The organism is Streptomyces sp. NRRL S-244 (genome assembly GCF_000717915.1).
Lineage (GTDB): Bacteria > Actinomycetota > Actinomycetes > Streptomycetales > Streptomycetaceae > Streptomyces.
The window spans coordinates 122,448-143,213 of sequence record NZ_JOCX01000015.1; the positions used below are offsets into that span (position 1 = coordinate 122,448).

At 72.7% G+C, this 20,766-nt stretch carries 18 protein-coding genes; 9 read left to right on the forward strand and 9 right to left on the reverse strand.

Translation table 11 applies throughout. The features are described 5' to 3' along the window. Positions 1 to 34: 34 nt before the first annotated feature. Complete coding sequence (locus IF02_RS0120135) at positions 35 to 667, reverse strand: TetR family transcriptional regulator (RefSeq protein WP_030158891.1); 633 nt, start codon at positions 665 to 667, stop codon at positions 35 to 37. Between the two features lie 94 nt (positions 668 to 761). Between IF02_RS0120135 and IF02_RS35205 the strand changes: the two genes are divergently transcribed. Further along, positions 762 to 938, forward strand: a complete 177-nt coding sequence (locus IF02_RS35205; RefSeq protein WP_199809252.1) for a hypothetical protein — start codon at positions 762 to 764, stop codon at positions 936 to 938. Then, complete coding sequence (locus IF02_RS0120145) at positions 935 to 1,264, forward strand: hypothetical protein (RefSeq protein WP_030158893.1); 330 nt, start codon at positions 935 to 937, stop codon at positions 1,262 to 1,264. Before IF02_RS35205 ends, IF02_RS0120145 begins: the two co-directional genes overlap by 4 nt. 21 nt (positions 1,265 to 1,285) lie before the next feature. Here the strand turns inward: IF02_RS0120145 and IF02_RS0120150 are convergent, their stop codons facing one another. The 4 genes from IF02_RS0120150 to IF02_RS0120160 form a co-directional block, all read right to left on the reverse strand. Beyond that, on the reverse strand, positions 1,286 to 2,245 hold the full coding sequence (locus IF02_RS0120150; protein WP_234318271.1) for an aldo/keto reductase: 960 nt from the start codon (positions 2,243 to 2,245) through the stop codon (positions 1,286 to 1,288). Between the two features lie 10 nt (positions 2,246 to 2,255). Then, positions 2,256 to 2,387 carry a hypothetical protein gene (locus IF02_RS35940; protein ID WP_267880925.1) on the reverse strand — a complete coding sequence of 44 codons (132 nt, stop codon included), beginning with the start codon at positions 2,385 to 2,387 and terminating at the stop codon, positions 2,256 to 2,258. A 124-nt stretch (positions 2,388 to 2,511) separates the two neighbouring features. Continuing rightward, on the reverse strand, positions 2,512 to 4,233 hold the full coding sequence (locus tag IF02_RS0120155) for an acyl-CoA dehydrogenase family protein (RefSeq protein ID WP_030158896.1): 1,722 nt from the start codon (positions 4,231 to 4,233) through the stop codon (positions 2,512 to 2,514). A gap of 82 nt (positions 4,234 to 4,315) precedes the next feature. Continuing rightward, positions 4,316 to 4,882 (reverse strand): PadR family transcriptional regulator, encoded by a 567-nt coding sequence (locus IF02_RS0120160; RefSeq protein WP_030158897.1) that lies wholly within the window; start codon positions 4,880 to 4,882, stop codon positions 4,316 to 4,318. Positions 4,883 to 5,119: 237 nt separating this feature from the next. Between IF02_RS0120160 and IF02_RS0120165 the strand changes: the two genes are divergently transcribed. After that, positions 5,120 to 6,982, forward strand: coding sequence for a M1 family aminopeptidase (locus IF02_RS0120165; protein ID WP_030158899.1), 1,863 nt, complete (start codon positions 5,120 to 5,122; stop codon positions 6,980 to 6,982). A gap of 182 nt (positions 6,983 to 7,164) precedes the next feature. Then, positions 7,165 to 9,447 carry an immune inhibitor A domain-containing protein gene (locus IF02_RS0120170; protein ID WP_106977320.1) on the forward strand — a complete coding sequence of 761 codons (2,283 nt, stop codon included), beginning with the start codon at positions 7,165 to 7,167 and terminating at the stop codon, positions 9,445 to 9,447. A 74-nt stretch (positions 9,448 to 9,521) separates the two neighbouring features. Here the strand turns inward: IF02_RS0120170 and IF02_RS0120175 are convergent, their stop codons facing one another. From IF02_RS0120175 to IF02_RS0120190, 4 genes are read right to left on the reverse strand one after another with little or no spacing between them, the layout of a single operon-like run. Further along, on the reverse strand, positions 9,522 to 10,730 hold the full coding sequence (locus IF02_RS0120175; RefSeq protein ID WP_030158902.1) for a GDSL-type esterase/lipase family protein: 1,209 nt from the start codon (positions 10,728 to 10,730) through the stop codon (positions 9,522 to 9,524). Positions 10,731 to 10,785: 55 nt separating this feature from the next. Then, positions 10,786 to 12,015: a DUF2201 family putative metallopeptidase gene (locus IF02_RS0120180; RefSeq protein WP_030158903.1), complete on the reverse strand. Its 1,230-nt coding sequence runs from the start codon at positions 12,013 to 12,015 to the stop codon at positions 10,786 to 10,788. Next, complete coding sequence (locus IF02_RS0120185; protein WP_030158904.1) at positions 12,012 to 13,295, reverse strand: AAA family ATPase; 1,284 nt, start codon at positions 13,293 to 13,295, stop codon at positions 12,012 to 12,014. Before IF02_RS0120185 ends, IF02_RS0120180 begins: the two co-directional genes overlap by 4 nt. A 36-nt stretch (positions 13,296 to 13,331) precedes the next feature. Beyond that, on the reverse strand, positions 13,332 to 14,708 hold the full coding sequence (locus IF02_RS0120190; RefSeq protein WP_030158905.1) for a hypothetical protein: 1,377 nt from the start codon (positions 14,706 to 14,708) through the stop codon (positions 13,332 to 13,334). Positions 14,709 to 14,914: 206 nt separating this feature from the next. Here IF02_RS0120190 and IF02_RS0120195 point away from each other — a divergent pair, with 206 nt between their 5' ends. The 5 genes from IF02_RS0120195 (at position 14,915) to IF02_RS0120215 (ending at position 20,762) form a co-directional block, all read left to right on the forward strand. After that, positions 14,915 to 16,363, forward strand: a complete 1,449-nt coding sequence (locus tag IF02_RS0120195) for an alpha/beta hydrolase family protein (protein WP_051696382.1) — start codon at positions 14,915 to 14,917, stop codon at positions 16,361 to 16,363. Between the two features lie 115 nt (positions 16,364 to 16,478). Continuing rightward, the gene (locus tag IF02_RS0120200) at positions 16,479 to 17,078 is read left to right on the forward strand and encodes an acyltransferase (protein ID WP_030158907.1); all 600 of its coding nucleotides are present in this window, start codon (positions 16,479 to 16,481) and stop codon (positions 17,076 to 17,078) included. Positions 17,079 to 17,542: 464 nt separating this feature from the next. Further along, positions 17,543 to 18,688, forward strand: coding sequence for a hypothetical protein (locus IF02_RS0120205; RefSeq protein WP_234318272.1), 1,146 nt, complete (start codon positions 17,543 to 17,545; stop codon positions 18,686 to 18,688). Continuing rightward, entirely contained in the window at positions 18,685 to 19,506 is an 822-nt protein-coding gene (locus tag IF02_RS0120210; RefSeq protein WP_051696383.1) for a WecB/TagA/CpsF family glycosyltransferase, read from the forward strand. The genes IF02_RS0120205 and IF02_RS0120210 overlap by 4 nt, the downstream gene beginning before the upstream one ends. Further along, complete coding sequence (locus IF02_RS0120215) at positions 19,506 to 20,762, forward strand: nucleotide sugar dehydrogenase (RefSeq protein ID WP_030158911.1); 1,257 nt, start codon at positions 19,506 to 19,508, stop codon at positions 20,760 to 20,762. Before IF02_RS0120210 ends, IF02_RS0120215 begins: the two co-directional genes overlap by 1 nt. The last annotated feature ends 4 nt before the right edge of the window (positions 20,763 to 20,766 follow it).

Genomic DNA, 20,766 nt, shown 5'->3' on the forward strand with positions numbered 1-20,766 from the left:
GATACTTGGGCGCCCGGGAGCGCCTGGACCCCGGCTAGTCGTGGGTGGTGGGCCAGTGCAGCCGGCCCGCGTGGATCAGCCGGAGCTGGCGGCGGGCGGTGCGCGTGACCGCCGCCCGTTCACCCTCGTCCTGTCCCGCGGCCAGGTAGGCGGACACCGTCATCACCATGTGGTCGACGTAGAGCCGCGCCAGCATGAGCAGGTCGTCCGCGCTCCAGCCCCTGCTCAGCGGATCGGCGGCGAGCCGTTCGGCCACCTCGCGGGCGAACGCGTCGAGCTGTCCCGCCACCGCCTCGCGCACCCTGCGTACGCCGCCGTGCCGTTCGCGCACGATGAAGCGGATGTGCGCGGGGTACTCCCGTACGAGTTCGGCCATCAAGTCCACGGTCGTGTCGATCCGCTGCGCCGCCTCGCCGGACGCGGCGAGCGTCGAGCGCACGGTGCCGTGCAGGCTCTGCAGAGCCTCGTCCACCAGGGCGATGCCCAACTCCTCGGTGTCCCGGAAGTGCCGGTAGAACGCCGTCGGGGTCACCCCGGCGACCCGGGTCACCTCGCGCAGGCCGAGGCTGCCCAGACTCTGCTCCTCCAGCAGCGACAGGGCCGCGTCCAGCAGGGCCCTGCGGGTTTTGTGGCGTTGGGCCTGGCGTGCCCCGATGGTCTCACTCATGACGAAAAGTCAACCCCCGATTCTCGAAATCTGCGCGCTTGCATTTAGACTGAGCAGTCAGTGCACAACTGTCTCCTATTTTGGAGGAAGCACGATGCTCTTCCTGATAGCGGCCCTCATGCTGATGGGGATCGCCCTGGGAACCGTCGCCCACGTGCCCGTTCACGTCTCCCTCGCCGCCACCGCCGCCATCGCCTGCTGGCTGCTGGTCTTCGCGGTCCGGGAGCGGACAGCCCGCCGGCACCGGCCGGCCGGCCGACAGGAGGGATGATCATGAACGTACCCGACACGGCGCTCCGCTCCACCGCCGCCGCCCGTACCCCGTCCCCCGCCCACACCCCTGCCCCTGCCCCCACCCCCGCCGTCCGTCAGGCCGACGGAATGGCGGTGGCCTCCTTCGTGTTCGGCCTCATCGGCCTCCTGGCGATGAACCTGCTCCTCGGGCCGGCGGCGATCGTCCTCGCCGCCCTCGCCCTGCACCGCGGTACGCGCCGACCCGGCCGCGCCCGGCTCGGTCTCGCGCTGGGCATCGCGGACCTCGCGGTCCTCGCCTGGCTGGTCAGCGCGGACCAGACCTGGTCGTGGAGCATCGGCTGAGCGACCCGTCCGGCGGCACCGCTACGGGAGCGGGGCCCCGCGGGCGGTGAGCCACAGGTCGTACCACTCCTCGTGCGTGAGGTCGGGCTCACGCAACGCGGCGTCGCGGCAGGCACGGATGCGCTCGGGGCGGCCGCTGCCCACCACGGGGGCGATCCGCGCGGGATGCCGCTGGAGCCACCACAGCAGCACCGTCTCCGGCGTCGTGCCCTTGGCGTCGGCCAGCTCCCGTACGAGACGGGCCGTCGCGTGCTCGTCGGGGCTCTCCTGCCGTCCGGTGAAACGGCCCTGCGCGAGCGCGCCCCAGGCCTGGAGGCGGACCCCGTACTCCAGGCAGTACTCGACCGTCCCGGACGGGAACCCGCCCGCCGCTGCCGCGGGCGTGTTGACGAGGACGCCGTCCTCCAGCCAGTCCCTGCGGTCCAGGCTCATCTCCAACTGGTTCGCGACCAGCGGGAATGCGAGGTGCCGCTGGAGGCGGGCGATCTGCGCGGCGTTCATGTTCGAGACGCCGAAGCGGCGGACGAGTCCCTGCTCGCGCAGCGAGGTGAGCGCCGCCGCGACGTCCTCCGGGTCGGCCAGCGGATCGGGCCGGTGCAGGAGCAGGACGTCGACGGAGTCGGTGCGCAGGCGCCCGAGGCTCTCCTCGACCCGCCGCACGATGGTCGAGCCGCGCAGGTCGTAGATGCCGGGGCGGTCCCCGTCCGCCAGGCGGATCCCGCACTTCGTCTGCAGCACGATCCGCTCGCGCAGGCCCGGGGTGCGGGCCAGGACCTCGCCGAAGACGGCTTCCGCCTTGCCCCGGCGGTAGATGTCGGCGTGGTCGAAGGTGTCGATGCCGCTGTCCAGCGCCGCCTCGATCGCCGCCTCGGCCTCGTCGATGTCGGCCGGTCCGTACGCGTCGGTGTCCCAGCCGCCGCCGAGCGCCATGCATCCGTACAGCAGCCGGGTGCCGTCCTTCTCCGGTGGTGTGATCGCCATGCCGCTCACCCTACGAGGCCGCCGGTTTCGTGACGGGCCGGGGGCGGGGGGCCTCCACGGGCTTCTTCTGCGGCGGAGGCGTCCTCGGCGGGTAGGAGGGCGGCACCTTCGGTCCGCTCGTACGGGTCGGCATCGTCGTCATGCGACCACGCTACGGGCTGGGGCGCCGTGCGGGCCGGTGAGTTCCCGAGGGAGAGCCGCGGCAGGCCCACCACCGCGCGGGCTGCGCGGTGGTGGGCCCGCCGGCGGCTCCTGCGGTGTGCTCGTTACGGGGCCATCTCATACGCCCCGGACAGCGCCTCGACGCGGTCCCAGACGCGGGCCGAGCGGGCTGCGTCGACGACCGGGCGCCGGACCGCGCCGAGAGCCCAGCCCTGCTGCTGCTCGGTGGCGGAGTCCTTGCCGTGGAGTTCGACGGCGTGCGCCGAGAAGTCCCGTACGAGGACGGCGAACAGCTCGTCCAGCACGTCCTCGTCGAGGCCGGTCAGCCGTGCCTGCTCCAGGATCAGCTGGCCGTGGACGACGAGCGCGAAGAGCTGGCCGACGGCGAGCAGCAGGTCGAGGTCGCGGCTCTGCTGCTCGTCCGGCGCGGCGGTGGTGACGAACTCGCAGAGCGCGTCGGCCTGTTCGCGGAACCGGGCGACGTTCGGCACAGCGGCGTACGCGTCGAACGCGGGGCGCCAGTCGTGGAAGCGGACCGCGCCGAGGCCGCGGGCCGGGCCCTGCCGGAAGAGGAACTCGTCGTCGGCCGCGTCGAGGCGGGTCTGCACGGCGGGGTGGTCCACCGGGTCCAGCAGGTGGTTGCGCATGAACTTGAGGATCAGCGCGAGGTTGACGTGGACCGTGCCCTCCAGCTTGGGCAGCCCGCGGATCTCGACGGCGGCCTGGGCGAAGTAGTTGTCCTTCTCGAAGCCCTTGGCGGCGATGACGTCCCACATCAGGTCGATGACCTTCTCGCCCTCCGTGGTCACCTTCATCTTCGTCATCGGGTTGAAGAGCAGGTAGCGGCGGTCGTCGGGGCCCGCGGTGCGGAAGTAGTCGACGGCGCGGTCGCTGAACAGCTTCATCCCGACGAGGCGTACGTACGCGTCCGCCAGCTCGCGGCGCACGTGCGGGAACGCGGTGACGGGGCGGCCGTAGAGGATGCGGTTCTGGGCGTGGGTGACGGCCTCGTACATCGCGTGCTCGCAGATGCCGATCGAGGCGGTGCAGAGGTTGAACTTGCCGACGTTGACGGTGTTCAGGGCGGCGTCGAAGGCGGCGCGGCCGGTGTGCAGGACGTCGTCCGCGCCGACCGGGTACTCCTCCAGGCGGAACTCGCTGACGTACTTGGAGGAGTCGACGACGTTCTTCACCAGGTGGTAGGCCGGGTGGCGGCTGTCGGCGGCGAAGAAGACGTACCCGTCCGGGCCCTCGACGTCGGTGCGGCGGCCGAAGACGGAGACGAGGCCGGCCGCGTTGCCGTTGCCGATGTAGTACTTGGAGCCGGTGGCGCGGAAGCCGCCCTCGCCATCGGGCTCCAGCAGCATGTCGGTGGAGTAGATGTCGGCGCCGTGGGTCTTCTCGGAGAGGCCGAACGCGAACACCTCGCCCTGGGAGAGGAGTTCGGCGGCGCGGGCGCGGGCGGCGGCGTTGTCGCTCTGCCAGACGGGGCCGAGGCCGAGGATCGTCACCTGCCAGGCGTACCAGTAGTCGAGGCCGTAGAACCCGAAGATCTCGTTGAGGGCGGCGATCCGGGCGGTGTCCCAGCGCTTGTCCGGCTGTCCTTCGGCGTCGGCGGACGGGGTGAGGAAGGTGGCGAACAGGCCTTCCTTGGCGGAGAAGGCGAGGAAGTCGCCGAGCCAGGCGCGGGTGCGGTAGTCCTCGATCAGCTTGCGCTTGCCGCGCGCCTCGAACCAGTCGACGGTGGCGCGCAGCAGCCTGCGGGTCTCGGGGTCGAAGTGCTGCGGGTCGTAGGTGCGCGGGTTGAACAGGAGGGAGTCGGCCATGGAGGTTCGCCTTCCGGAGAGGGTTGAGGGGTGAAGGTGCTGGTTCCGACGGTGCTGGTTCCGAGCTGGGGGGGGCGGCGGCTCAGGCGCGCGGGCGGGGCGCGGCGAGCCGGTGGACGGTGGCGAGTACGTCGTCGAGCCAGGCGATCGTCATGCGCTCGTACGCGATGCCGCCGCGGAGGACGACGTGCTGTAGCTCCTGGCCGGCGTCGAGCGGTGCGGGGGCCTCGGGGCCGGTGAAGTCGCGCAGCTCCCCGGCGAGGTAGCGGGCGAGCCGGTCGCCGTGGGCCCGGCGGTGCCGTTCGACCTCGCGGACCAGTGCGGCCGGGTCGTCGAAGGCCGCGCCGCGGATCTTGACGGCGAGGTCGTGGCGGAGGCTCTCGGGTTCGATCGGCTCGTGCAGCCACCGCGAGAGCGCGGCGCGGCCGGGGTCGGCGACGGAGTACTCCTTCTTGTCCGGCCGGGCCTGCTGGGCCACCTCGCGGACGGCGAGCAGGCCGTCGGTCTCCATGCGCTTGAGGACGCGGTAGATCTGCTGGTGGGTGGCGGTCCAGAAATAGCCGATGGACCGGTCGAAGCGCCGGGCGAGCTCATAGCCCGACCCCGGCTTCTCCAGCAGCGAGACGAGGATCGCGTGTTCGAGCGCCATGCCCCCGATCCTTCTATGCAACTCGTTGCATAGACAAGTCGCAGGGCCCGGGTGAGACGCGGCTCACCCGGGGCGTCGGCGGAGGACGAACCTTTACCCGCCCCTGATGGCATGCCCAGGTCAAATCTGCCAGGCTCTTCCGGCACACGCACAGCCCGCGGCCGCCCTCCGGCGCACCCGAGCCGTCCGGGCGGCCACCGAGCAGGCCGGAATCCGGCCGCCTCAAAGGAGTTCCGCGTGAGACCGACCCCCCACAAGGCCCTCGCAGCGTGCATATCCGCCTTCGCCGCGTTGGCCACCGCAGCACTGTCCATCACCCCGGCCACGGCCGCGCCGCACCGGGCACCCGCGGCGGCCGCCGCCTGCACCCCGGGCCAAGCGGTCGCCAACGGCGGCTTCGAGAGCGGCACTTCGCCGTGGACCCAGTCACAGACCAGCATCATCACCAGCCGCGCCGGTCAGGCCGCGCACGGCGGCGCCGCCTTCGCCTGGCTGAACGGTGTGGGCCGTACGCACACCGACACGCTCTCCCAGAGCGTCACGATCCCGTCCGGATGCAGCACCGCCACCCTCACCTTCTGGCTGCACATCGACACCGCCGAGACGACCACCTCGACGAAGTACGACAAGCTGACGGCGAAGATCGGCAGCACCACGCTGGCGACGTACTCGAACCTCGACAAGAACACCGGCTACACCCAGAAGTCCTTCGACGTGTCGGCCTTCGCGGGGCAGACCGTCAGCGTCGCCTTCACCGGCACCGAGGACTCCAGCCTCCAGACGAGCTTCGTCGTCGACGACGTCGCGCTCGACACCTCCGGTGGCACCACCCCGCCCGGGGACTCCACGCGCACCCCGGCCGCCCCCTCGTACACCGTCAACCTCAGCAGCAACGCCGCCGGCACCGTCTGGACCGGCCACGAGAGCGCGAGCTTCACCAACGCCTCCCCCACCCCGCTCAGCGAGGTGTACCTGAGGCTGTGGGACAACTACCACGGCACCTGCTCCGCCATGCCGATCACGGTCACCAACGTCACCGGCGGCACGGCGGGCGCCCTCTCGGTCGCCTGCACCGCCCTCAAGATCGACCTGCCGGCGCCACTGACCCAGGGGCAGACCGCCACGATCGGCTTCGACCTGGGCATCACCGTGCCCAGCGGCGCCGACCGCTTCGGCTACGACGGCGCCTTCAGCATGCTCGGCAACGCCCTGCCCGTCCTCGCGGTCAGGGACGGAGCGGGCTGGCACCTGGACCCGTACACCAACAACGGAGAGTCCTTCTACTCGCTGGCCTCCGACTTCCGCGTGGCCCTCGACCACCCGAGCACCCTGCTCGTCCCGGCCACCGGCGCCTCGGCGGACACCCCCGGCACCAGCGGGCGTACGGTCACCACGGCCACCGCGACCAAGGTCCGTGACTTCGCCTGGGCGGCCGGCCCGTTCAGCAAGATCTCCGGCACCTCCGCCGCCGGCACCCCGATCAACATCTACTCCGTGTCCGGCATCAGTTCGGCCGACTCGCAGTCGATGCTGACCACCGCCAAGTCCGCCGTGGACGCGCACTCGGCGCGGTTCGGCGCCTACCCGTACGGCGAACTGGACGCCGTCATCGACAACAACTACTGGTTCGGCGGGATGGAATACCCGGGATTCGTCCTCGACCTGGTCAGCACCACGGCGCTCACCCACGAGATCGGCCACCAGTGGTGGTACGGGATCGTCGGCGACGACGAGTACACCAGCCCGTGGCTCGACGAGGCCTTCACCGACTACGCCACCGACCTGGCCCTGAACAAGACGGGCGCCAACTGCTGGAGCAGCGTCTCGTGGGCCTCGTCCGCCGAGAAGATCACCAACTCCATGGGCTACTGGGACGCCCACTCCTCCCGCTACTCCACCGTCGTCTACGGCTACGGCAAGTGCGCCCTGCACGACCTGCGGCGCGTCCTCGGCGACACGGCCATGGCCAACCTGCTGAAGGGCTACGCCACTTCGCACTGGTACGGGGTCTCCACGACCGCCGAGTTCAAGGCCGCCGCGCAGGCCGCCACGACCACGGACCTGACCTCGTTCTGGACCCAGCACCGCATCGACGGCTGACCTGACGGGGGCCGCGAGCCGGCCCGGCAACGATTCGCCGCGGTGGGCGCCTTTCCGGCGCCCGCCGCGGCGAACTCATATGTGCCGACAACACCCTAGCCGTCACCTGTGACATGTGAAATATTACCTGCGCTTCGACCCAACTCCCCGAAAGGTCGCTCACGTTGCGCAGACTCCCAGCGGTGGTAGCGGCGATATCCCTCGCCCTCCTCGCCACCCCCGCGCTCGCCGCACCCGCCGCCCCGCCCCCCGCGGCGCAGCAGGCCCCCGAGCTCTCCCCCGCCCCGCCGTCCGCGCCGCTCGAGGTCCAGCGCCAGAGCCTGCGCCGCCAGGCCCTCGAAGGCGTCGCCGCCGGCACCACCGCGGCCGAGGCCGATGGCACGCTCCCCCGCAAGGCCGCGGTCGGCAAGCGGTACGTCGAACTCGCGCAGGAGCGCAAGGACAAGATCTTCGTGATCCTGGCCGAGTTCGGCGACCAGGTGGACAACACCACCGAGTTCGAGGGCAAGCCGCGCTTCGGCGGCACTCCCGGCCCCCGCCACAACACGATCGGCAAGCCGGCGAAGACCGACAACCACACGCTGTGGCGCAAGGACTTCGATCAGGCCTACTACCAGCAGCAGTTCTTCGGCACCGACCCCAGTGCCGTCACGCTGCGCAATTACTACCGCCTCCAGTCCTCCGGCCGCTACGACATGGACGGCCAGGTCAGCGACTGGGTGCGGCTGCCGTGGAACGAGGCCCGGTACGGGACGGACAACTGCTCCGAGCCCGGCCAGTGCCGCACCAACTGGGACCTCGTACGCGATGCCACCAACGCCTGGTACCACACCGAGCGCGCCAAGGGCCGTACGCCGGAGGAGATCAAGGCCCAGCTGGCCGAGTACGACGTATGGGACCGCTACGACGCGGACCACGACGGCAACTTCGACGAGCCGGACGGCTACCTCGACCACCTCGTCGTCGTCCACGCGGGCAAGGACCAGACCTGGGGCGGCGGAGACCAGGGCAAGGACGCCGTGTGGGCGCACCGCTGGTTCGCGTACTGGGACCAGGCCGGCAGCGCGGGGCCCGCGGGCAACAAGGCGGGCGGCGTCCCGGTCGGGGACTCCGGCATCTGGGCCGGGGACTATCTGACGGGTGGTGAGAACAGCGGAGTCGGGCTCTTCGCCCACGAGTTCGGGCACGATCTGGGGCTGCCCGACCTGTACAGCTCCGACGGGGACAACAGCGTCAACTTCTGGTCGCTGATGTCCACGGCCTCCTACCTCGGCAAGGGGCGGAACACCACCGGGGACTACCCCGGCGACCTCGATCCCTGGAGCAAGCTGCAACTGGGCTGGCTGGAGTACACGGAGGCCGACGCGGGCCGCAAGACGCGCGCGGTGCTCGGGGTCTCCGGCTACAACACCGAGGATCCACAGGCCCTGTTGGTGCACCTGCCGCCATCGGTGACGCGTACCGACCTGATCGACCCGTACGAGGGCGGCAGCCAGTGGTGGAGCGGCACCGGCGACCTGATGGACAACACCCTGACCCGGACGGTCGACCTGACGGGCGCCGCGGGGCAGACCGCCCGGCTCGACGCCCGCGTCTGGTACGACGTCGAGCAGGACTTCGACTTCCTGACCGTGGAGGCGTCGACGGACGGCGGCACCGCGTGGTCCCCCCTGCCGGGCACGGTCGGCGGCGCGGCGATCCCGGCGAAGGGGATCTCCGGAACGTCGGGCGGCTGGGCCGAACTCGCCGTACCGCTCGACCAGTTCGCGGGACGCTCCGTCCAACTGCGGCTGCGGGTGACCTCGGACGGCAACACCCACGGCAAGGGGGTCGCCTTCGACGACATACGGATCACGGCGGGTGAGCGGGAGCTGCTGCGCGACGGCGCCGAGGCGGGAGCCAACGGCTGGAACGCGCTGAAGTGGTCGCGTACGCAGGGCCGTACGGGCTCCGCCGAGCACCCGCGCGCCTACCTGGTCGAGAACCGGCGCTACACCGGCTACGGGGCCTACCTCAAGAGCGGGCCGTACAACTTCGGTGCCGGGAACGACACGGTGGAGTTCTACCCGTACCAGCAGGGCGTGCTCATCTGGCTCTGGGACACGGCGTACAGCGACAACACCACCAAGGCACACCCGGGCGCGGGCCTGCTCCTCCCCGTCGACGCGCGTCCGGAGCCGCTGCGCAACGCCGACGGCACCCTGCTCAACGCGCGGGCGCAGACCTTCGACGCGACGTTCTCGACGCGCCCGAGCGACGAGATCGTGCTGCACAAGGCGGGCGTGCCGGTGCTGATCCCGTCCCGGCCCGGGGTCCCGGTCTTCGACGACCGGCGGGGCGGCTACTGGAACGCCGACCTGCCACAGGTGGGCGTGAAGGTACCGGACACCGGGACGCGGATCGCGGTGGTGAAGGAGGCCTCCGGGGGCACCCTCACCACGGTGCAGGTCAGCCCCTCGCCCTGACGCACGGCGGCGGGCAGCCGTCCGGGCCGGACGGCTGCCCGCACGGGAACGGCCCCGCCGGGCCGGGGGACGCGTTACAGGGCGAAGGGGCCGTTCGCGCCGAAGGCCCGTTCGGCGAAGCGGGCGCCGATGCGGAGGTGGGAGGCGGCGTCCGGGTGGAGCTGGTCGGGGAGCGGCAGTTCGGTGAAGTCCGCCTCCCCGTACAGTTCGCGGCCGTCCAGGTAGTGGAGGTTCGGGTCCTCGGCGGCTCGCTGCTTGACGATGCGGGCCAGTTCGTCCCGGATGACGCCCAGCGTCAGCTTTCCGGCGGCGCGCTCCGCCGGATCGCCCGCCGCGCGGAACCGGAGCCTGCCCTCGCCGAGGGTGCTGAAGTCCGGGGCCGTGGGGCCGGGGGTGTCCTCGTGGATGGGGCACAGGACGGACGAGACGACCAGCAGGGGCGCGGTGGGGTGCCCGTCGCGGAGGGTGTCGAGGAAGCCGTGCACGGCCGGGGTGAAGGCGCGCAGCCGCATCAGGTCGTGGTTGACCAGGTTGATGCCGATCTTGACGCTGACCAGGTCCGCCGGGGTGTCCCGCATGGCCCGGGCGACGAACGGGTCGAGCAGGGCGCTGCCGCCGAATCCCAGGTTGACCAGGTCCACACCGCCGAGGGAGGCGGCCAGCGCCGGCCAGGTGGTGGAGGGGCCGGCGGCGTCCGAGCCGTGGCTGACCGAGCTGCCGTGGTGCAGCCATACCCGGCGGCCGCCGTGCGGTACGGGCTCGACGGGGGCGTCGGTGCGCAGCGCGACGAGCTCGGTGAGCTCGTTGTACGGAAGCCAGATCTCGACGTCCTTCGGGCGGTCGGGCAGAGGGCCGAACCGGACGGTGCCGACCGGGCCGGGCCGGGTCTCCACGGACCCGGTGCTCATGTCGACCGTACGGACGTTGCCGCCGGTCACACCGGCCTGCGCGGCGAGGCGGCCGTCGACGAGCAGGTCGTACACGCCATCGGGACGGGGCGGGGCGCCCACGTAGGCCATCTTGGTGCGCAGCGTGTCGAGTTCGATGACGGTGGCCCGGGTGCGGAACACCAGCCGTACGCCGGAGGGTTGTGCCTGCGCCATCGCCAGTTGCCCGTCGGTGTTCTGCGCGCGGGCCCACGCGGGGAGCCGGTGCGGGAGCAGGCCGTGCCCGGTGCTCTCCAGGTCGAGCGCGCCGCGCAGGAGGTCCGCGGTGAGGGGCGTGTCGAGGGGTGCGGCGGTCCCGTCGGAGGGGCCGGGTGCGGATGCGTGCTGGTGGTCCATGCCTCCAGCCTGTCAACCGGATGCCGGATCCGCACATCACTTTTCCCGGCCCGCCTCAGCCGATGTCGACCACGCGGGCCCAGGCGGGCGGCGTGTCCGGGACGTAGTCGGGGTCGTCCTCGTTCCACGAGCGCTGCCGGGCGAACAGGCCGATCACCGTGCGGCACGGGGGACGGGTGGTGGGCCACGCCGTCTGGCCGTCGGTCAGCACCACGATGACGTCCGGCCGCGCCCCCGACCGCAGGGCCTTCGCGAAGCCCGTACGCAGATCCGTACCGCCGCCGCCCACCAGCGGGATGCCCTCGGCGCGGCACAGCGGGTGGGCGATCCGGGCCGCCGCGTCGCACGGCACCACCGTGACCAGGTCCCGGCGGCCGCCCACCGCACGGGAGATCGCGGCGACCTCCAGCAGCGCGCTGCCCAGTTCCGCGTCGCTGACCGACGCCGAGGTGTCGATGACCACGCAGACCCGGGGCGGTCTGCGCCGCAGGCTCGGCAGCACCGCGCCCGGCACCCCGGCCGAGCGCCGCGCGGGGCGGCCGTACGTGTAGTCCTCGCCCGCGCCGGAGCCGGTGGCCGCCGAGCGGACCGCCGCCCCCAGCAACTCCCGCCACGCCTGCGGCGGGTGGAAGGCCTCCTCCGCCCACCGCTTCCACCCGCTCGGGGCGCTGCCGGGACGGCCGGTGATGCCCTGCGCCACCCGGAACCGCACCGCGTCCCGTTCCTGCTCGCCGAGCCCGTGCGCGCCGTCCTCCCCGAGGTCCCACTCCCGTTCCAGCCCGTCGGCGCCGCTGCCGCAGTCCAGCCACGCCATGTGCTGCGTCGCCGGTCCGAGCCCGAACTGCCGCAGGTAGTCCTCCATGAGCTGCCCCTCGGGCAGGCCGACGGCGGCCGGCTGGACGGCGCCCTCGGGCCGGACCAGCCCGTCGCCGTACACGTCGTCGTTGATCTCGAAGTCGGCCGCGATGTTCATCCGCAGCCGCTCCGCCGGGCCGTGCAGCCCGCGCTCCCTCGCGACCCGGTCGCCGCGCCCGTGGTGGTCGCGCAGCAGGTGCGACACCTCGTGCACCCATACGGCGGCCAGTTCCTCCTCCGGCGTACGGTCCACGAACGACGGCGATACGTAGCACCGCCAGTGCCGGTCGACGGCCATCGTCGGCACCCGGCGCGACTCCACCGTGTGCAGGGCGAACAGCGCGGTCGCGAGGTACGGCCGGACGCGGGCGGCGTGCAGCCGGGCGGCGAACAGCTTGTCGCGGTCCAATGTCCCCGGAGCTCCGCTCATCGCGTGCCGTTCGTGGCCGCCGCGGCGCGGGCCGTCGCCCGGTCCGCCCGCCGGGACAGGGTCACGACACCGGCGAGCCGCTCGATCGCCTCCGGTACGTCCCACTCCTCGCGGCGCAGCGCGGCGAGCGCGGTCGCCGGTACGACGACCAGGTCCGGGGCGCCCGTCTCCAGCGCCCGGACCAGCAGCGCCCAGGCCGCGTCCCAGCGCGCCTTCTCCGGACGCCCCCGGACCGCCTCGACCACGCCGTCGAGCACCGCTTGCCGCAGATCGCCCCGCTCGGGCAGAGCGGCGGCGGCCGGATCGGCGAGCAGCTCCTCGGGGTCCGGGAGCTCCATCCGGTCCAGACCCGCCAGCAGCTCCAGCCCGGGACCGTCCCCCACCGTGCCCCTGACCAGCAGGGAGAGCACGTCGCGGGAGGAGCCGGCCGCGGTGGCGAAGGCGATCAGGTGCAGGGTCATCTCCCAGCTCCGCGGCGACGGCCAGGGGCCGCCCCGGCGGGTTTCACCGGTGGGGAGCCGGTGTACGAGCCCGGGGCGTGCGGCGAGCAGTCCGCACACGGCGCGGCGGGCGTGCTCCACGGCCTGCGGCAGCGCGGAAGGGTCGAGGCGCGGCAGCGTGGCCCGGGGCCACGTCCCGCCGAGACCCCGTACGACGACGTCGTGGTCGTGGGTCCATTGGAGGTGGACGAACCGGTTGGCCAGCGGCGGGCTCAGCTCCCAGCCGTCGGCGGCCGAGGAGCGCGGGTTCGCCGCGGCCACGATCCGTACGCCGGGCGGCAGTTGGAGCGCGCCGATCCGCCGTTCGAGCACGAGGCGGAGCAGGGCGGCTTGTACGGCCGGCGGCGCGGTGGACAGCTCGTCCAGGAACAGCAGCCCCCGGCCGGCCCGTACCAGGCGTACGGCCCAGTCCGGCGGGGCCATCGGAACACCGTGCTGCGCGGGGTCGTCTCCGATGATCGGCAGGCCCGAGAAGTCGGACGGTTCGTGCACGCTGGCGATCACCGTGGTCAGCGGCAGGTCCAGGGAGGCCGCGAGCTGGGTCAGCGCCGCGGTCTTGCCGATGCCCGGCTCGCCCCACAGGAGTACGGGCAGGTCCGCGGCCACGGCCAGGGTCAGGGCCTCCAGTTGGGTGTCGTGGCGCGGCTCGGTGGTGGCGTCGCGCAGCAGGGACAGCAGTGCGCCGGCGACGTCGAGCTGGGTGGCGGGCGCCGGGTCGGAGGGGGTGTCCGGGACGGGGGAAGGGGCGTCCGTCACGGCAAACGGGGTGTATGCGGGCATGTTTGGTCACCTTTGGGGTTCGTGGTGTGCGCCGGGTCAGCGGCGGGGGCGCGAGCGGCGCTCGCGCGCAGGGCGGATGCCCGGGAGCAGATCGCCGGGCTTGGGTCTGGGCCGGGGGCCGGTCAGGTCCGCCCTGAACAGCCCGTACGTGATCCGGCGCCGCGCGGCCGCCTCCAGTTCGTCCCGGAGGGCTCCGTCGCGCAGCACCGCGTCGGGGCCGAGCAGCCGCTCGACGGCGGCGAGCGCGCCGGCGGTGTCGCCGTGGTCGAGGCGTTCGCGTACGCCGGCCAGGCAGTCCGGCCGGCGGTGCGCCTGGTCGATCGCCTGGAGGCAGGGCAGCGGGGTCCCGGTCAGGGCGACCAGCAGTTCCTCCCGCCGGATCTCGGCCGGATCGTGGTCGAGCGGGGCCAGTACCCCGTCGACCAGGCCGATCCGGTGCTGAGAGCCCCTGCATTCGACGAGGTGAGGCTGCTCCGCCCGGTCCGCGGTCCCGGACGGACCGGGCGGCGCGTGGTCCGGTACGAGCGCCGAGGCGACGAGCGGGTGGAGTCGTCCGGGCTCGATCGCCCCGGTGCGGAGCAGGTCCAGGTCGGGCAGGACCCAGGTCGCCGCGTCGGGCAGGACCGGCGGCGCGGGGGCGCCGGAACCGGTGGCGGCTGCCGAGATCCGCACGGCGGACGGCCGGCCGTCGCCCTCCCCCACGAGCTCCAGGTCCAGCCGGCGCCGGGACCCGAGCCGCACGCTGACGGTACGGGTGGAAAGCCCCTCGGCGTCGAGCAGGATCGCCGCCTCGGCCGCCCAGCGGTCCACGGCACAGCGAAGCCCCTGAGGCACAAGTCCCGGCGGATCGCACTCCCTTGAGGGGAGATCTGCGCCGGATCGGATGCGGAGCCCATCGGCCTGCCGCGCGTCCCAGAGGTGGCGGTGCAGGTCGAGGCGGAAGCGGGGGTCGGGGTGGGGATGCGGATGCCGGCGGGCGCCGGGCCCGGCGCGGGACCCGTCCCACAGCGCGAGGCTGATCCGCTGACCGGCATCGGCCCACGCCGGCGGGGTCCGGGCCACGAGGTGTACCGGATCCGCGCCCCCGGCCCGGCCGTACCGGGCCAGGGTGAGGGTCAGGCCCGGTCGCAGCAGTCCGTCGGGGGCGATCCGGGGCATGTGCCAGCGCAGCAGGTCGGGAGCCAAGTGGCGGAGATCGGCGCGGAGTCGGGCGGCGAGTTCGCGCCCGTGGGTGCGCGCCGCGGAACGCAGGCCGAAGTCGAGGTCGATGCCTGCGGCGGCGCACGCCCCGGCCCAGTCCCCGGCAAGGCGGCGGGCGGTGGCGGTCGCGATCATGGAGGGCGGCACGGCGAACTCGCGCACGCGCAGCCAGAGGGAGAGACGGGAGGAGCCGTCGGCGGCGGGAGTGAGCATCAGCACTCACCTTGCGCGGACGGGACCCCCATTCCGTGAGCGGTCTGAGTGATCATCGCGATGACCATAACCCCCCACCGGCCGGATCTGCCAGGTGTTTTGCGGGCTGCCGCACGCAGCGGGTGCGACTCGGGTCGCAGGGTCCACCAGACCTGAGGGGGACGCCGCGGACCGGGCGGGCCTCGGACCATGGCGAGGTGAATGTGATGAACACGCACGTGCAGATGTCCCCCTGGGAAGCCCTCCTCGTACTGGGCGCCTTCGCGCTCGTACTGGTGCGGTGGCTCCCTCCCCGCCCCCGCCGGCCGGTCACCTTCGGCGCGGCGGCCGTCGTCGTTCTGTCCGGGGCCGTGCTCGGCGTACTCGGGCTGCGCTGGCAGATGGTGCCGGTGCTGGCCGGCGCGGCCGCTGCCCTGCCGTTCGCCCTGTCGCCCCTCCTGCGGCGCGCGCCGCGCAGGGCTCCGTGGTGGCTGGCTCTGCCGGGGTCGGCGGTGTGCCTCGCCCTGGTCGTCGCGGGCCCGGCGGCTCTCTGGGCCCTGCCCACGCCGGTGTTCCCCGAACCGACGGGCCGGTTCGCGGTCGGCACCGGCGTCATGGAGCTGACCGACCCGGAGCGCCCCGAGACCGCCACCGCCGCGCCCGACGACCGGCGTACGGTCGTCGCCCAGTTCTGGTACCCCGCACGGAAGCCGCCCGCGGGCGCTCCCCGCGCCCCGTACCTCGGCCGTACGGAACCCGAGGCGCGGGTGGTCTCCAACGCCCTCGCGGACTACTCCGGTCTTCCCGGGTTCCTGCTGGACGGCCTCCCGCGCGCCCGCACGCACGCCGCCTTCGACGTCCCCGCGGCGGACGGCGCGGGCGGAAACGGCAACACCGAACGGTTCCCCGTCGTGCTGTTCTCCCCCGGCCTGGGCGGGGTCCGTACCCAGAACACGGCCTGGGCCGAGGAGTTGGCCGCCCACGGCTACGTCGTCGTCGGCCTCGACCACCCCTACGACTCCTCCGCGGTCGTGCTCGCCGACGGCCGCACGATCCGTACGAAGGTCTCAGCGACGGGCGACGACGCCGAGGACGAGAAGCGGGCGGCCGCGTGGACCGCGGTCCGCGCCGCCGATCTGAGCTTCGTGCGGGCCCAGTTGGGCCGCATCGACAGCGGGGAGATCGCCGGCCCGCTCACCGGGCACCTCGACACCGCCCGCGTCGCGGCGTCCGGCCACTCCCTCGGCGGCGGGGCCGCCCTCCAAGCCGCCCGCCAGGACCCCGGGTTCGCCGCCGTCATCGATCTCGACGGCTTCCCCCACGATCCGTCCCCGCAGCCCTTCCGTCAGCCGGTGCTCGCGCTCACCCAGGCCATCGGCCCGGACACCGACCCGGACTACCTCCCACACCTCACCCGCGTCCTCGGCCTCAGCAGCGCGACGACCTACCGGCTCACCGTCCCCGGAACCGCCCACCTCACCTTCACCGACGCCCCGTTGTACCTGCCGCCCCTCCCCTCGCTCGTCGGCTCCCTGGACCGGACGGAAGGCCCGCGCATCACCGCCGCCGCGAGCCTGGCCTTCCTCGACGCCGCCCTGCGCGACGGCCGGGGCGATCCGGCCGCGGCCCTGTCGGCGTACGGCACCCTCGCCGTCCACCGACCCGGGGACCGATGAGCCCCAAGTCCGCTGCATGAACAGTCGGTTGAACTCCGGGGTGGGTCGGTCACGCCGTGCATATGCTCCCTCCGTACGTCGTACGCCACACCTCGAAACCTAAGGGGACCGCTTCGTGAGTGTCCGCATCCAACCCTCCTCCCAGGTCGACGAGAGCGCCGAACTCGGGGACGGGACCACGATCTGGGATCTGGCGCAGGTACGGGAGGATGCGCGGCTCGGGCGCGACTGCATCGTCGGACGCGGGGCGTACGTGGGGCCCGGCGTGAAGATCGGCGACAGCGTGAAACTCCAGAACTACGCGCTCGTCTACGAGCCCGCCGAACTCGGCGACGGAGTGTTCATCGGCCCGGCCGCCGTGCTCACCAACGATTTCTACCCGCGGGCCGTCGACCCCGACGGCCGGCAGAAGCGCGGCGGCGACTGGGAGGCCGCCGGTGTCGTGGTGGCCGAGGGGGCCTCGCTGGGGGCCCGGTCGGTGTGCGTGGCCGGGGTGCGGATCGGGCGGTGGGCGCTGGTCGCGGCCGGCGCGGTCGTGTCCCGGGACGTACCGGACTTCGCACTGGTCGCAGGGGTACCGGCGCGCCGCATCGGCTGGGTGGGCCGGGCCGGGGTCCGCCTGGTGGAGCGCGAGGGCGAGCCGGGCGTGTGGGAGTGCCCGCGCACCGGCGCACTGCACGAGGAGAAGGACGGAACCCTGGCCGAACTGACCTGACGGTACGTCGGCAATTTAGGTCAATGGCATTTCCGCAAAACCGCAATCAACGAACATCCTTGGGCATACCTTGTCCCTGTACACGGGATCTGAGCAGGCAACAGGCTTTGTTCAGTGGGGGGTTGTACACGACGAGGGCATCGCGGACCAAGTGACGACGGACGGCGCGCAACGCGCCCGCCCGGCGCTGCCGTTCGCGCGTGCTCCGGTCCGGGGCATCGCTGGGGGGATCCAGTGGGCGGCCTCGGACGGTTCGTGCCATCGGGGGGAATCACACCGCCGGCACGTGCGCCGTCATGCGCAGTTCCCTCCGCCGAACGACGACCGCCGGGTCTGTCCGAGGAGCGATCAGAGGGGGTAGGTGTGTTGGAGCCGTACAGCTCGGACATACGAAGTGCGCGCAGCACACGGGAAGCCGGGGTGGGGACCCGGTGACCGCAACACGAGCAGCTCGATTAGGAGCATTGGCCCACGAGGACCCGTCGCTGCACGCGCTCGCCGAGCGGCTGCTCGCGCTGGCCGAGGCGGGACTGCCCGAGATGTACCTGCCGGGCGCCGACACCTTCGTGTTCACCCGGGCGGGCAGGGTCACCTCCGACGGCGTCCGCCGGATGGAGGCACGCGGGACCAGCACCCGGTACGCGGCCATCACCGCGCTGGGGGCACGGTTCCTGCCCGAGGACCGCCAGCGCGCCCTGTTCGGCGGACACGGCGTCGAGGAGTACGCGGGTCTGCTGGTGGAGCGGCTGCCGGCGGTGACGAACCTCGGCGACGCGGCGCTCATCGCCTGGGCGGCCGCCGAGACCGGCCACCCGAAGCTGGCGGACGCCCTGGCGCGGGTGGCCGTACTGGACGTCCCCGGACGTCCGCAGTACACGGTCGAGGCGGCCTGGGTGCTCTCCGCCCTCGCCGCGGCCCGTACCGCGGCGGACGTGGAGGACCGGCTGGCGGTCGCCCGCGACCGGCTGCTGGCGGCCAGGGCGCCCGGCGGCCCGCTGTTCCCGCACGCCACCGGTCCGGGGCTGGTCCCCGGATACCGCTCGCACGTGGCCTGCTTCGCCGACCAGACCTATCCGCTCCAGGCGCTGGCCCGGCTGCACGCGAGCGGCCCGGACCCGGAGGCCCTCGCGGCCGCCGACGCCTGCGCCGCCCGGATCTGCGAGCTCCAGGGGGACGGCGGACAGTGGTGGTGGCACTACGACGCCCGCACGGGCGGCGTGGTGGAGGGCTACCCCGTCTACAGCGTGCACCAGCACGCCATGGCGCCGACCGCGCTGTTCGACCTCGCCGAGGCGGGCGGCACCGACTTCGGCGCCGCCATCCGCCGGGGGCTGCGCTGGATGACGGACGTGCCCGAGATCAGCGGGCCCGACGGCACCCCGCGCGAGCCCATGATCGTCGAGAAGTACGGGGTCACCTGGCGCAAGGTCTACCGCGGGGACCCCGCCAAGGCCGTCCGCGCGGCCCGCGGGCTCACCACCAAGGTGGCCCCGCAGGCCCGGCTGGCCCCGCTCGACCGGGTCTTCCGCCCCGACGTGATCGACCGCGAGTGCAGGCCGTACGAGTTCGGCTGGCTGCTCCACGCCTGGCTCGGGGGGCTGGAGAGATGACCGCACGGCACGACCGCCAGGGCCGGCCGTCCCGCCACACCCTCTTCGGGGTCACGCTCGACGCCCTGACCATGGACGAGACCGTGCAGCGCTGCCTCGACGCGGTGCAGCGCGGCGAACAGATCGAGATCGGCATGGTCAACGCCGCCAAGCTGGTCAACATGCGGCGCGACCCCCGCCTCGCGGCGGCGGTCTCCGGCTGCGACCTCGTCCTCGCCGACGGCCAGGCCGTGGTGTGGGCCGGCCGCGTCCTCGGAGTCCGGCTGCCCGAGCGGGTCGCGGGGATCGACCTGTTCATGCGGCTGCTGGCCGCCGCCGAGACCGCCGGGGTGCCCGTCTACCTGCTCGGTGCCCGGCAGGACGTACTGGAGCTGATGCTCGGCCGGATCGCGGAGCGCTTCCCGGCGCTGCGCGTGGCCGGCAGCCGCAACGGCTACTTCGACGACGCCGACCAGCCGGCGATCGCCGACGCCGTCGCGCAGAGCGGGGCACAGCTGCTCTTCCTCGGCATGACCTCGCCCAAGAAGGAGATCTTCACCGCCGGCCACGGCAAGCGCACCGGCGCCCACGTCGTGCACGGCGTCGGCGGCTCCTTCGACATCCTGGCCGGCATCACCAAGCGGGCCCCCGCGGTCTGGCAGCGCATGGGCCTCGAATGGTTCTACCGCGCCCTCCAGGAGCCGCGCCGCCTCGGCAAGCGCTACCTCACCACCAACACCGCGTTCCTCCTCATGACGGTCCGGGAGCTCATCCGCCGTACGCCGTCCGCTCTACCGCCCGCCACATCGTCTGCCGGTTCCGCGAACAGGAGTCACTGATGCGCGTCGTCGTCGTGGGACAGGGATACGTCGGCCTCCCGCTGGCCATCAGGGCCGCCGAGGTCGGACACCAAGTGATCGGGTACGACGTGGACGCCCGGCGGGTCAAGAGCCTCGCCGCCGGCGAGTCGTACGTGGAGGACGTCTCCTCCGAGCGGCTGACCCGGGCGCTGGAGCGCGGCTCGTACCAGCCCAGTGAACTCGCGCGCGACTGCGGCGGCTTCGACGTCGCGGTCGTCACCGTCCCGACCCCGTTACAGGACGGTGCCCCCGACCTGCGCTACATCGAGGAGTCGGCGCACACGCTGGCCCGCTTCCTGCGGCCCGGCGCGACCGTGATCCTCGAATCCACCACCTACCCGGGCACCACCGAGGAGCTGTTCGGGCCGATCCTGGAGGACGGTTCGGGCCTCACCGCCGGGGCCGACTTCCACCTCGGCTACAGCCCCGAGCGCATCGACCCCGGCAACACCGTCTGGGGCTTCCAGCAGACGCCCAAGGTCGTCTCGGGCGTGGACGCCCGCTCGCTCAAGGCCGTCGAGACCTTCTACGCCGACCTCGTCGACAAGACGGTGCCGGTGAGCTCGCCCAAGGAGGCCGAGCTGGCGAAGCTGCTGGAGAACACCTTCCGGCACGTGAACATCGCCCTGGTCAACGAGATAGCCATGTTCGCCCGCCACCTCGACATCGACGTGTGGCAGGCCATCGAGGCGGCGTCCAGCAAGCCGTTCGGCTTCATGAAGTTCACCCCGGGCCCCGGGGTCGGCGGCCACTGCCTGCCGATCGACCCGTCGTACCTGTCCTGGCGGGTCCAGCGCGAGCTCGGCCAGAGCTTCCGCTTCGTCGAGCTGGCCAACGACATCAACAGCCACATGCCCGAGTACGTGGCGCGCCGCGTCATGGACGCGCTCAACACCAAGCGCCGGTCCGTCAACGGATCGAAGATCCTGCTGCTGGGGCTGGCGTACAAGAAGAACACCGGCGACGCCCGCGAATCGCCCGCGGTGCGCATCTCCCAGCTGCTCCTGGACATGGGCGCCAAGGTGCGCGCGGCCGACCCCCACGTGGTGGAGGGCCTCAAGGTCGACTCCCGTCTCGTGCGGGTGGAGCCGACCCGCAAGGAGCTGGCCGCGGCCGACGTGGTCGTCCTGCTCACCGACCACGATTCCTTCGACTACGCGATGGTGACCGAGCACGCCTCGTTCGTACTCGACTGCCGCAACCGGCTGTCGGGACCCACCGTGGAGGTGCTCTGACAGC